The sequence below is a fragment of the Phormidium sp. CCY1219 genome, assembly GCF_055795085.1.
Window position 1 is genome coordinate 1 of sequence record NZ_JAYFEQ010000339.1, and the last position, 12820, is coordinate 12820.

At 46.8% G+C, this 12820-nt stretch carries 12 protein-coding genes; 3 read left to right on the top strand and 9 right to left on the bottom strand.

What is annotated here, in order from left to right; translation table 11 throughout:
- Positions 1-66: 66 nt before the first annotated feature.
- From AC0QH1_RS06020 to AC0QH1_RS06055, 8 genes are all read right to left on the bottom strand, one after another.
- On the bottom strand, positions 67-495 hold the full coding sequence (locus AC0QH1_RS06020) for a hypothetical protein (RefSeq protein ID WP_324630029.1): 429 nt from the start codon (positions 493-495) through the stop codon (positions 67-69).
- Between the two features lie 180 nt (positions 496-675).
- Positions 676-1362 (bottom strand): hypothetical protein, encoded by a 687-nt coding sequence (locus AC0QH1_RS06025; protein ID WP_324630030.1) that lies wholly within the window; start codon positions 1360-1362, stop codon positions 676-678.
- A gap of 386 nt (positions 1363-1748) precedes the next feature.
- The gene (locus tag AC0QH1_RS06030) at positions 1749-2357 is read right to left on the bottom strand and encodes a pentapeptide repeat-containing protein (protein WP_324630031.1); all 609 of its coding nucleotides are present in this window, start codon (positions 2355-2357) and stop codon (positions 1749-1751) included.
- A gap of 407 nt (positions 2358-2764) precedes the next feature.
- Positions 2765-5095, bottom strand: a complete 2331-nt coding sequence (hsdR, locus tag AC0QH1_RS06035; protein ID WP_324630033.1) for an EcoAI/FtnUII family type I restriction enzme subunit R — start codon at positions 5093-5095, stop codon at positions 2765-2767.
- Complete coding sequence (locus AC0QH1_RS06040; RefSeq protein ID WP_324630034.1) at positions 5092-6363, bottom strand: restriction endonuclease subunit S; 1272 nt, start codon at positions 6361-6363, stop codon at positions 5092-5094. The genes hsdR and AC0QH1_RS06040 overlap by 4 nt, the downstream gene beginning before the upstream one ends.
- A complete protein-coding gene (locus AC0QH1_RS06045; protein ID WP_324630035.1) occupies positions 6363-7877 on the bottom strand; it encodes a type I restriction-modification system subunit M in 1515 nt (504 codons plus the stop codon). The genes AC0QH1_RS06040 and AC0QH1_RS06045 overlap by 1 nt, the downstream gene beginning before the upstream one ends.
- Positions 7878-7937: 60 nt before the next feature.
- The gene (locus AC0QH1_RS06050; protein ID WP_324630036.1) at positions 7938-8168 is read right to left on the bottom strand and encodes a helix-turn-helix domain-containing protein; all 231 of its coding nucleotides are present in this window, start codon (positions 8166-8168) and stop codon (positions 7938-7940) included.
- 331 nt (positions 8169-8499) lie between these two features.
- Positions 8500-9006, bottom strand: coding sequence for a hypothetical protein (locus tag AC0QH1_RS06055; RefSeq protein WP_324630037.1), 507 nt, complete (start codon positions 9004-9006; stop codon positions 8500-8502).
- Positions 9007-9525: 519 nt separating this feature from the next.
- Between AC0QH1_RS06055 and AC0QH1_RS06060 the strand changes: the two genes are divergently transcribed.
- From AC0QH1_RS06060 to AC0QH1_RS06070, 3 genes are all read left to right on the top strand, one after another.
- The gene (locus AC0QH1_RS06060) at positions 9526-10209 is read left to right on the top strand and encodes a glutathione S-transferase family protein (RefSeq protein ID WP_324630039.1); all 684 of its coding nucleotides are present in this window, start codon (positions 9526-9528) and stop codon (positions 10207-10209) included.
- 562 nt (positions 10210-10771) lie between these two features.
- Entirely contained in the window at positions 10772-11215 is a 444-nt protein-coding gene (locus AC0QH1_RS06065; RefSeq protein WP_324630040.1) for a type II toxin-antitoxin system RelE/ParE family toxin, read from the top strand.
- Between the two features lie 5 nt (positions 11216-11220).
- A complete protein-coding gene (locus AC0QH1_RS06070; RefSeq protein WP_324630041.1) occupies positions 11221-11412 on the top strand; it encodes a hypothetical protein in 192 nt (63 codons plus the stop codon).
- A gap of 1061 nt (positions 11413-12473) precedes the next feature.
- On the opposite strand, the gene AC0QH1_RS06075 is transcribed toward AC0QH1_RS06070, so the two are convergent.
- Positions 12474-12820, bottom strand: a 347-nt coding sequence (locus AC0QH1_RS06075; RefSeq protein WP_324630043.1) for a hypothetical protein, incomplete at its 5' end; no start/stop codon positions are given.

Below are 12820 nucleotides of genomic sequence, written 5' to 3' on the forward strand. Positions count from 1 at the left end.
GCAGATGGCCATACACAGACGCATTGGACCGTTAAAAGCCCCTTGATAATGATCTCATAGAACTTTTCACTGTCCAGGTTGAGTTCTATTATGTTTTATTCTATTATGCGCTGACCACCATCTAGGAGGAGAATCTTGAGTTTTCCAATGTTGCCAAGGATTAAAACAAATATTGTAAGTAGGTAAATAAATATTAGTATCAACCAATTGATTGAAAATTGGACTAAAATTATCTTCCAAATTAATTTTAATTTTCTTTATATTATATTTTTCTTTAGTGATTGAAGGAGGACAAGGAGCTAAAATTTTTAAAATGTTTTCGCATTCAGCACAAGCGGCTAAAAATATTTTAGTTAATTCAATAGAATATGCACAAGCATTAATACTTGTTGGATTATCAACCCCTCTAAATTCAATGTAGCGTGACAAGTTAATCAAATTATTTTCTAAGCTCAAAAAATATTCCCAGTGATGATAATCAGTAATAATAGCCATTTTGGTCTCCAGTTAGATAAGGTAAATACTTTAATTGGTAAGCTGTTTGGCATTTAAACTGGGTACTTCTAGCGAGCGAGATGCCTGCATTCCAAGAGTTTCATAATTTTCTGCTTCCTAATTTAGACAGTCAACAGCTTAAATGCAATAAAACTGACATATCTCCTACTTCTTGAATGACTAACTATATTCATCCCAAGTCCAATTTTGACCACCAAATCCTATACCTGATTCTTGAGGAATGAAAAGTTTTGGTGCTAAGGAAGGAGGAAGACTTATTGTGTAACCCCTAGCATAACCTTTCCTTGTTAATTCTTCTAGAGGGATAGACCTTCCCATATCATTGAATATATCATGGAATAGCAAACACATTAAACCAGCAACAGCATTTAAAGTATTCAATAAGTTAGCTTCCTCATAAGCGGTGACTCGATTGTGCTTTACATTATTGTGGTGTGTCCACCATGCAGGATGTTGGTAAACCAGTCTGGGCAGAGTAATTGGGTGGTTTATTTTATCCAGTGACCATTTCTGCCAAGGAGTAAAGGTTAAACTATGAGCAGGACAGGAAATTTGTTGAAAAGGTATTATAGCATAATTTGTGTTCCCCAAAGAAAATATTTCATCGCTAATGTCATAAAGGTCACCCTTTCTTATATGGGCAAGACTTTTACCGATATTCTCGCATTCAGCACAAGCCGCAAAAAATATCCTAACTAATTCAATAGAATATACTTTAGCATTCTTACTATCGACTTCAGTAACTTTACTAAATTCAATATAACGTGATACATTAATCAAATCATTTTCTAAAGCCAAAAAATACTGCCAATGATGATAATCAGTAGGTTGAGCAGGTTGAGTCATTTTTCATCTCTATTTAGATTTACTTAGTTTAGAGCAGTTGAGTTCGATCGCACTGACTCTCTCCCCACTCCTTCGATTTGTGAACCCGTTGTCACTGGGCGGCAGTAGCTCGGCGTTTTCGGCTATCTGGCCGATCGCCCCGCTAGTCCAATACCAGCTTGCCCCAATAACTGCCACGGCTAACAGTTGGCGATCGCATCTAGTCCAGGTTCGCGGGATAAGTGTCAAAGCCGACAGTTACCGGGAGGCGCATCGACAGTCCGCTATCCGTTTGCTCCGATAAGTGTTGGGGCTGACAGTTATCGGGGGAGGCGATTCGCTTTAACCGTGGGAAGGTGCTGGGTTAGACGGGGGTTAGGACGGAGGAGCGATCTCCTGGAGTATCTTTAAAATTTTGCCCCTCTCTTGATGAGGTCCGCTTTTAGAGCTTCGTCAATGCCTTCATTCTGTCCAAAACGAGCTTGGGTAACTGTGGCATTTTCAAATTTAGTCCTACTCAAGTTAGCAAAACGTAGGTCAGCCGAGTTCAAATTAGCCCAACTCAGATTAGCCCCACTCAAGTCAGCCGAATCCAAGTAAGCCCCATTCAAGTCAGCCCAGCTCAAGTCAGCCGAATTCAACTTAGTCCAACTCAAGTCAGCCGAGTTCAACTTAGCCCGACTCAGGTTAGCCGAACTTAAGTTAGATCCACCCAAGTTAGCTCCACTCAACTCAGCCCGACTCAAGTTAGATCCACTCAAGTTAGCTAAAATCAAATCCATCGAACTCAGATTAGCTTCCCTCAGATTAGCCTTGCTTAGGCCAGCCCCGCTCAGGTCAATCCCGCTCAGATTAGCCTTGCTCAAGTCAGCCCCGCTCAGGTCAACCCCGTCCAGATTAGCCCTGCTCAGGTCAACCCCGCTCAGGTCAATCCCGCTCAGATTCTTCTCACCTCTTTTAATCCGTTGAATCAGAGAAATTTTCGCTTCTTCAGGTGTTTGGTTTGATTCCGTCATAACCTTATCTTCACTGGTTTAAGGGAAAAGTCTCGATCGCCCCCAAGATGGCGACTTAATTCAACTACCTCAGTCGGTCGGTCCGCAACGGGTTGGCGGTTTTCTGAGCGGTGATTCTCCTCCACCATCGGTCCTGGTCTTCATCAGATAACTGTCACTTCCGACAGTTATCGTCCAACTCCATCGGTCCCACCATCGGTCCCACCCAGATAACTGCCAGTTCCAACAGTTATCCGCTGGTTCCAAGACCCTTCGCGACTGCCCGCCGGTCCGATAGCGGTTGGCTAAACTCTCAGTGCTGACAGTTTGGGAAACCGGAACCCCTGGAAGCCGGTGCGGACTGGTGGGGCCGGGTTGGTTCGGAGTTGGAGGAGGCGATCGCATTCTTCTCCATAGCCTGAGACTGCTCATCCTACAGCATCCTCCTTTTCATAGAGGTATCGTTGGAAACCAATGAAAAGCTGGCGGATATCGCGGATACTGTCCAATTCTTTCACCGCATCAGCCATGCTGCGATACTTGAGTTCTATCAGTTGAGACAATTTCTCGGGATGGAGTTCGCTCACCCCCTGATTCATGTAATGGTCTAGGACAAACTCTAAAAACTCCTGTTGTTTGTCGTTGTAGTGTGACAAAATCTGGAGTTTGCGGCCCATGACCCGTTCCCTGCGACTGATGGGAGTTGAGGCGTAGGCGATATAGGCCAGCACGTCATAGATATCGCTTTTCTCAGCATCAATAATTCGACTGATTTCGGTTAGTTCCTGGGGGCCGTAACCTTTCTCGGCTAAACCTTCTAACAATTTCTCGCGGGTGTCGGGCAGACTCCACAGTTCGCGCAGTTCGGTCTCATTTTGGAACAGTTCCGGCAGGTCTCCAAACAACCGCTCGATAAACTGAGCGGCGGATAGCGGTTTCCCGTCAGCACTCCAAAAGCTAGTTGCCATTGTGTGCTGTATCTCGCGCTCCTTGCCGTCAGCGAGTTGGATTTTCAGTTTTTGCCGTTGCGCCGGTTCCTGCGGTTCTGTCGGTTCCGATTCTAGGTTCTGGCTTTCGGCAGGGAGGCGTTTTTCTCGGGGGGTTATCGGTGTCGGGGTTTCCGGTTCGCCGTCCCATTCAGGGTCACTAAAATGCTGATAGGCCCCTACAAAATCATAAACGGTGAAATAGTCTTTCCCCTCAAACAACCGGGTGCCCCGTCCGATAATCTGCTTGAACTCAATCATTGACTTGATGGGACGCAACAGCACGATATTCCGGACGTTTCGGGCATCCACGCCGGTGGATAGTTTGTGAGATGTTGTGAGAATGGTGGGAATCCGTTTCTCGTTATCCTGAAAGATTTTGAGAAACTTGTTTCCAATCTCGCCATCATTCGCAGTGACTCGGACGCAGTAGTTCGGAGCCGTGCTGACTTTCATCTGGTTGATGAGATCGCGAATTGCCAGCGCGTGGTCTTGGTTGGCACAGAAAACCAAGGTTTTTTCGGTCTGGTTGAGACTTTCCATCAGCAATCGGACGCGATATTTTTCCCGTTCTTCAATCTCAATGATGCGGTTAAAGTCGGATTCGGTGTAGAGTCGGCCTTCCTCGGCTTCCCCTTCAATAACCGTATCGTCAGGAGTGTAGAGATATTCATCCAGAGTGGTTTCAAACTGCTTAACTTTAAACGGGGTCAGGAATCCATCGTTAATGCCATCTTTGAGCGAGTAGGTGTAGACGGGTTCGCCAAAATAAGCGTAAGTATCGGTGTTGTAGGTCCGTTTGGGGGTGGCGGTGAGTCCTAACTGAACCGCTGGGGCGAAGTAGTCCAGGATGCCGCGCCAGGAACTCTCATCGTTCGCGCCCCCTCGGTGGCACTCGTCAATGATGATGAAGTCGAAAAAGTCCGGTGGATAATCGCCAAAGTTGGGCGCGGGGTTTCCCTCGGCATCTTTCCCAGTCATGAAGGTTTGGAAGATGGTGAAAAAGACGCTCCCATTTTTCGGAACTCTGCCCTGTTTGCGGATGCCGTCCGGGTCGATACGGACTAGGGCATCATCGGGGAAGGCTGAGAATGAGTTAAACGCTTGGTTTGCCAGAATGTTGCGATCGGCCAAAAACAAAACCCGGGGACGGCGGGTGGGTTGGCGGCTCAGGTTCCATCGGCTTTGGAACAGTTTCCAGGCAAGCTGGAAGGCAATGAAGGTTTTCCCGGTCCCCGTCGCCATCGTCAGCAGAATCCGGGTTCGTCCCGCTGCGATCGCCTCTAAAACCTGGGTGATGGCGTTGTGCTGATAATACCGCGCTTCCCAAGTGCCGCTCTTGTCCTCGAATGGGATAACTGCGAAGCGGTCCCGCCACTCGTTGGCTTTCGAGAATGTTGCCTCCCACAGTTCCTCGGGGCTGGGATACTGGCTGATGTAACCTTCCGCCCCGGTGAGCATATCAACTTGATAGATGCCCTTGCCGTTGGTGGAATAGGCGAACCGGATTTGTAACTTTTCAGCGTATTTCTTAGCCTGTCCCACCCCTTCGGTATCTCGCAACTCCCGCTTTTTCGCTTCAATCACGGCGAGTTTCTGATTGCGATAGACCAGGACATAATCGGCATATTCCGATTTGGCCCGCTTCCCACCACCCAACAACCGACCGGGGGCGATGACCTCGCGACGAATCCGGCTGTCCGGGACAACCCCCCAACCGGCAGCTTTCAGGGCCGGGTCAATCAGTTCGGCGCGGGTCTCTGCTTCGTTCATGCGGCAATCTCCTTAGAAGTTTCTGCTACTTCTTTAGCCACGTCGCCGGTGAGTTCTCCGGTGAATGCTTTCTCTAAGATGGACTGCTTCAGTTCTTTGAGGGCTTCGAGTTTGCGCTGGTAGATGGATTCGAGGCGTTGGGTTTCTAAAATCAGAGAATCAAAATTTTCTGCATAATGTTTTTGAGTATCAATTGGCGGATAAGCAATTTTTAACTCCAACTGCTTGGTAATACCAATATATGCGCGAGTTGAACCAGAACTCGCAATTTTAGTAATTTGTTGTTGAAATTCAGAGCCTCTAAAAAAGTAATACAGATAACGATTATATAGGTGCTTTTTATTTAAAATTCTGTAATAAGTAACTTGAGGTGTTAAGACTACATAATCGCCACCCGTTTCAAGTATTGCTGAACGTCCAATAGTGCCTTTATGAGATAAAAGAACATCTCCGTTTTTAGCGAAACCCTTTCGGAGACATCCAGCTTGTTTTTCTGAAATAAAGTTACAGTTTGTTTGATTGACAGTTCCATTTACAAGGTCTGAGGCCATTATAAACGGGACTCCCATTTTGACAAAATCAGCTTTTTTAGGATGAATCTCCCCATGATTACCATCTAAAGGTTTTTCTAAAATTTTTTCTTTAACAAGATTTTCCACTGTACTCTCAACCCAGCCCTCACCCTTCCGGGTAAAGACCCCATTCAGATAACTTTCAAACAGTTCGCGGGCGTTGGCGAGGTTCTTCTCTGTGTTCGCAATGGCCGCATCAATCCCCTCAAACGCCTCATCCAAAATTGCCACAATCCGCTTTTGTTCGGGGAGGGGGGGCAAAGGTATTTGTAAGGATTGTAAAAACGGTACTTTTACCCCCTGTACAGTGGCTCCTGTACCTGCCTTTACGATTAGATGGGATATACTTTTAAGCCAATAAAATAAATATTTAACTTTTATTTTATTAGTATCTTTGGGAATAATACTTCTTAAGTCTTGGTTGATAGCAGTATCTTGAGCCAGTAGGCAAACCTTACCTAATCCTACTCGCGTAGCAATAACCACATTTCCTTTGGGTATTACATTAGTTGAACTATTTTTTACAGCTTCTTCTGTTATTTTACATTCTGTTTGGGAAATAATTTCATTTTTCATATCTCGAACAGTAGCCCAGAAAATATCTCCGGTATAAAATTCTTTGTTACTTTTAGATGGAGTCCCACCTCCAACAAGATAACAAACATCCCCAAGATTTTTTGTTTCCCACATTTTCATCACAACATCCCCCCAATTCCTGCTAAAATCTCTGCGCTTTCCTCATCCAACGCCGCAATCTCATCTAAAATTTCCTGCGGGTCTCTCAACGCTGTTTCCTCTGCCTTATTCGGATTCTTCACCGACAAATCGCAGGTTTCCCAGTCGATATCCGCCACATCCACAGACCAAGATTTTTCCGAGTCCGCGAACGTAGCTTGCAACTCCACAAACTCGCGCAAATCGTCATCATTAAGCGGATTGGTTTTGCCCATGTTCCGCCCTGGGTCTAGCTGGTAGTACCAGACTTTGCGAGTCGCCATTCCCTCAGTGGGAGATTTCCCCCCAGAAAATAAAGGCATTCCCTGGACAGAACTAGCGGGGTCACCTTTCTCAAAAAACAGCACCACAGTTTTCACTCCAGCCCCGATAAACGTACCACCGGGACAGTCTAAAATCGTGTGCAAGTTGCAGCTACTCAAAAGCTCTTGCCGCAAAGCACGAGAGGCATTGTCGGAATTCGAGAGGAACGTATTTTTAATAACAATGGCAGCCCGTCCGCCAACCTTCAGAATCTTGATAAAGTGCTGCAAAAACAGGAACGCAGTCTCTCCGGTTTTAATCGGGAAATTTTGCTGCACTTCCTTCCGTTCTTTCCCTCCAAATGGCGGGTTAGCGAGGATGACATCAAAGCGGTCTTTGTCTTGGATGTCGCTGAGGTTTTCAGTCAGGGTATTGGTGTGAATAATATTCGGTGCATCAACGCCATGCAAAATCAGATTCATGATGGCGATGACATAGGCGAGGCTCTTTTTCTCCTTGCCAAACAATGTCCCGGTTTGGAGTAGCTCAAGCTGTTGCGTGGTGAGCTTGCCTTGCCGGAGATAGTCGTAACTTTCACATAAAAACCCAGCCGAACCGCAAGCGCCGTCATAGATGCGATCGCCAATCTTGGGTTTGACCACCTTAATCATGGCCCGAATCAGGGGACGCGGCGTGTAATATTCCCCGCCATTGCGTCCGGCGTTCCCCATGTTCTTGATTTTGGTTTCATAGAGATGGGATAGTTCGTGCTTCTCCTGTTGAGTCTGAAACCGCAACTCATCTATCCGTTCCAGGGCATCCCGCAGACTGTAACCGCTTTGGAATTTGTTCTTGATTTCCCCAAAAATCTCGCCAATTTTATATTCGATAGTGTCCGAACTAGCGGCGCGTTGCTTGAATCCTTTCAAGTAGGGAAACAACTTATCATTAACAAAATTAATCAAATCATCGCCGGTTGAAGCATTGTTGCGATCGATTTCTCCTGTGGGCAACTTCGGCACAGCCCAATAAGACCAGCGATAGGCTTCGTCCAGGATGAACTCATAAGACTTGCCCACTAACTCAGCTTTTTGGGAGCGTTCCTGTTCTAAATCGTCCAAATACTTCAGAAACAGCAGCCAAGAAGTTTGCTCGGTGTAATCGAGTTCCGTGCCACAACCGGCCTCTTTCCAGAGGACATCATCAATATTTTTAAAAGTTTGCTCAAACATTCGGTCTGTACGATTACTTATAGTGGTTTGGTTAGATATCAGCCAGTCTGGGTCGTAACGCTAATCCGAAAAATAAGCCTCCAACAAATCAGCTCCCTGCTTCCCCATCTGCCGCAACTGCAACTCAATCAGCTTTATCGCCATCGGTGAGGGTGTCGCTCGTCCACACTCCCAGCGGTTGATGGTCTGGAAAGACACACCGAGTCGAGCGGCGAACTTCTCCTGGGAGAGGTTCATGCGCTTGCGTAGGGTCTTGATGAGTTCAGGAATCTGCAAGGTGGTTGGAGTCATTCTGTCATTATAACCTGACCAGGCGTTATAACATCCTTGATATTTCCTTAAGTTTCTGTGTCTCCCAGTTATCCAGGGTTTCAGCCGATTCAGTCCGGTGTTTCGGGGTGTGGTTGGTTCGACGGCAGGCGGTTGTCGGGTTTGTCGGAGTTGTCGGATAACTGTCGGAGGTGACAGTTTAGAGGCGATCGCATCTGGGTCATCTTCACCCGCAAACTGTCGGGTCTGAGAGTTATCTCGGGAATCGCCTATCGGATGGGTTGCCTTTGTCGGATAACTGTCAGGACCTCAGAAACTGTACGGCAGGGGGCATAATCTGCTATAAATTTTCCTAATCATCATGATCCATTAAGACCCCTTCTAACTCATCTGCACTCCGTCGATATGCTTCTAAATCAATAATAAATTGGTTATTAAAAACATAGGCTTTAAGTGGTATCGTTATCATGCGTGCGCCAGTCTCACGGTATTGATACGTTAATCTTAACTTGCCATCAGAGAATGTTAACCTTTTAGTCGATGTATTATCTGAGAACCAGGTATCAGAATTACAAGAGATGTAATTTCCTGTCAAGGTTCCTTGAAATATATAACCAACATCTTTTCTTTCAAAAGAAGAATCTGTTACAAAGTTTTTAACATCAAAGGTTTCTCGTATTACTCTATAACCTCCACTATCTCCTTCTAAAACTCTGATATTTGAAATAATACTGCTGGGACAATTACCAGAGGAAATATTCAATTGGATGGTTTCAGGGTCAGCATAAGCAGCACCAACATAAGTGCTAAAACAAACTATGATGGAAGTTGCAATTATAAATAGCGATTTAACTGTCATTAGAAAATCCTCAAAAATAGTAATCGCTACACCAAGACGAGCGACGAGCGGGAAACTTCTCCTGAAAGAGGTTCATGCGCTTGCGTAGGGTCTGGACGAGTTCAGGAATCTGCAAGGTGGATGGAGTCATTCTGTCACTATAACCTGACCAGGCGTTATAACATCCTTGATATTTTGTTAAGTTTCTGTATCTCCCGGTTGTCCAGGATTTCAGCCGATTCAGTTCGGGGGAACCTGGACTCTGTGGGTAGCGGCTTCGCGGGAATGGGCGGGGTTGGGTTCGACGGCGGGCGGTCGGGTTGTCGGAGGTAACAGTTATCTCGGGTGGCGATCGCAACTGGGACCGGGTTGGATAAGTGTTGGCTCCGACAGTTTGTCCGAGGCGATCGCATCAACCTCAAAACGTGCAAATCAGTGGCTCACCCCAAACCAGAGAATTCCCATGATTGCCAGTGCATAAGAGTTTTACTCAAATCCCTAAGCGTGATATTTTCAGTATTAAAAGCCATCAATAAAACAATGCTAACCGTCCACCATCTCAACGTTTCCCAGTCCGAGCGGATAATCTGGCTGTTAGAAGAACTGGAATTGGAGTATGAATTACAGTTATATCAACGAGACCCGGTGACTCAGTTTGCTCCCCCGGAACTGCAAGAAGTTCATCCGGTTGGCACTGCGCCGGTGCTGGTTGATGACGAGGTAGTGCTAGGTGAATCGGGAGCCATCATCGAATATATCCTAGGGCGCTACGGGGAAGGACGGTTGGCTGTACCCGTCGCATCACCTCAATATCCGGATTACCTCTATTGGTTCCACTACGCCAATGCCAGCTTGATGAGTTGGAGTATGGTCAACTGGATGGCGGGGATGGCTGTGGGAGCGGATAACAATTCTCCAATGCTTCCTGTCCTGCGACAACGGCTCGATCGCCATCTGGAAATGGTCGAAAATCGCCTATCCCAAGCGGACTACTTCGCCGGTGCCGAATTCACAGCCGCCGACATCATGATGCATTTTCCATTCGCGACCATGAAGGCGTTTTACAACTTGGGTTTTGACAACCGGCCCCACATCAAAGCGTGGTTGGCAAGGATTAGTGAGCGCCCTGGATATCAGCGCGGGATGAAAGCAGCCGGACACGAGCAAGACCCGGCTCTGGATGGGAAGGCAGACCGCGTGATGGGGTTGGATTCCTCTGCATGAGTTGGCCGAATCAGATATGCGGATGAGTTGAGCGGGACCGGGTGAAGTTGGGGGCGATCGCAAGTAACTGTTAAGGCTGGCAGTTATCTCGGGGGGTGATCGGCTGTCGGGGTGGTTGCCGGTTTGTCGGATAAGTGTCGAAGGTGACAGTTATCGGGAGGCGAGCGCTTCACTCGTTGTTATCCAGTTTCTCCCAAACCGTCTCAAATTTTTGCCAATCTTCCTCGGCCTCCAAGGACCGATGTTGCAACCCGAGTCAACACCCGGGCATCCGTGAGCGATACAAGCGCCGCTTTCATCAGCCGTGTTAGCAGACATGAAGACGCCTTTCCCTTGGTTGTACCGGACTGTTATGGAGGCTCTATTTCCAGTAGGGTGGGCATTTCAGACAAATTTCTAAAAAATCTTCAATTAGTGCTTGACAGTTCAGATTTTTCTCGTTATTGTAGAGAGGTTCAATTATTTAGGTTCTAGTGTTATGTAGTATCCACCCGTCTACCCTGTCGTGCATACTGAGTTCCGAGAGGAATGGTATGTCCGTTTGTCCAAATAGGGGTAGCGAATGGTCACTAAAGCGAAAAAACAACACCAGAACACAACCGATAAAAAGTTTGCGGCTACTGTAAATACTGACGTTCAAAACCCAAATCGGTGTTCTGTTGATAACACCGATACTTTCGCTGCTTGGTGGGAAACTTTGAGCGAGGCTGACCAAATTAAAGTTGACACTATGGTTACTGTGCTAGAAGAAGAGGGCGTTACTCTCCGTTCACCTCATAGCTCGAAAATCAATGGCTGCAAAAAATATAGCCATATCCGAGAACTGCGGGTTCAAAGCACTCAAGGTCATCCCTACCGGATCCTGTATGCCTTCGATCCAACCCGAACTGCTATCTTATTGGTGGGTGGTAACAAAACCGGAAATAAACGCTGGTACGAAACCCATATTCGTATTGCTGAAAAAGAATATGAAACTCACCTAAGCAAATTAACAAAAGGAGGTTGAACATAATGGCACAGTCGTTTGAGGTCTTGAGGAACAAAATGTCCCTCAAGGCCCAACTTCAAGCCAAGGAAGAAGCGGCGAAAATCTTGGAAGAAATTCGTCGCTCTCATGCAAATCCAAAACCACTCGATGATTCACCAAATCGCAATCATTTAGATGGGTTGGATGCCTTGGCAAAACTGTTACCGAAGGGATAACCGTTGCCCGTTGGTCGGGTCCACCAGTTGCGATCACTGTTGATAGAGTTTCCAGTTCATGGCAACATCACCGAAGCCGTAATCGATAACTTTGCCATATTGGTTGACCGAGTTAGAATCGCTTGCCGTCCACCAAGATAATTTCACGCAAACCACCACCTAACCCAAGATAATTTGGACCGATCGCCACTGACCGATTTAGACCGATCGCCAACGGACCGACCCGACACAATTTGGAGCCAATCGCCACAGAGCCTCGGACTCGAACAAGAACTACACCGGCGCTCATTCGAGCCCTTATTCGCTCCTTTGCAATCGAGGACCCGTCAAGGTTAGCAATGGCCTTCGGATGCCACCCGCCGACCATCACTCCAACGATTAGAAAGCAGTCAAGGCGATCGCTAATTCGGCCAACAATAAACAGGAACATCACCTCGGGAAACGAGGCAGTTGGCAAACTCAGCTTCTTGAGCAAATCAACTCGGCGATATCTCTTAACCCGGGCAACATCTTGACCTAGGCGATTCCCCATTCGACAAGCGTGACACCAGGCTTGACGAACATCGACTCGACGGGAACGATAGCCTAGAGTATAGCTACGCGGTGCGAGACCTGGGGCCGGGTTCATCGGATAACTGCCGGTTCTGCCAGTTTGGGTGGCGATCGCACTGTCGGTTTGAAGGGACTCTAAATCTGATAGGTTTTACTCCGACAGTGCTGCACAGCGCAGCTATGCCGTAAACTTATCGCATCTCAAGCCAATCCGCCACGATGTAACCCAGAGTTGTCAGACTTTGGATGCGATCGCCACTGACTGAGCTAGGGCATTGGCCGGGATGGCTCCGGGATTGGGTCGCACTCAGGCAAATCCCTCAACGTGAATCACTCTGTGGCTGCAACTCAAACTTATCGTCACCTTGAATGGTTACATAACCATCAGGGAATCGAACATACACCGTTTTGGTGTTTAGCGATCGTTCTACCTGTCCAATTTGGCCGGTGTAGGGCCAGCCTTCTATCAAGCAAACCACGCGGTCCCCGGGCTGGAACCGAGACTCGCCCTACCGTTTTTTGCCCTGGAAGTTGGCGCGAATTTCTGCAAGTTTTTTCTGCCATTCCTGCTCTTTTAGCTCCTGTTCTTTACGTTCTTTTTCTTTAACTAATTCTATGGTAGTCCCTAAATCTCTTGCTTTATCTTCTAATCGTTTGTTTTCGATTAAAACTTGATATTTAGGCCGGTTTTCTTGCCATTGTAAAAATGCTTCTGTTGCTAAATTGTTAGGGTTTTTGACCAATAAATTCAAAGCATCTTTTGCAGCAGATTTTATATACTGGACAGTGAAAAGTTCTCTATGACCCCGAGAGTGTCGCTCTATGACCTCAAAAAAATGGACCGGCATAAAACCAG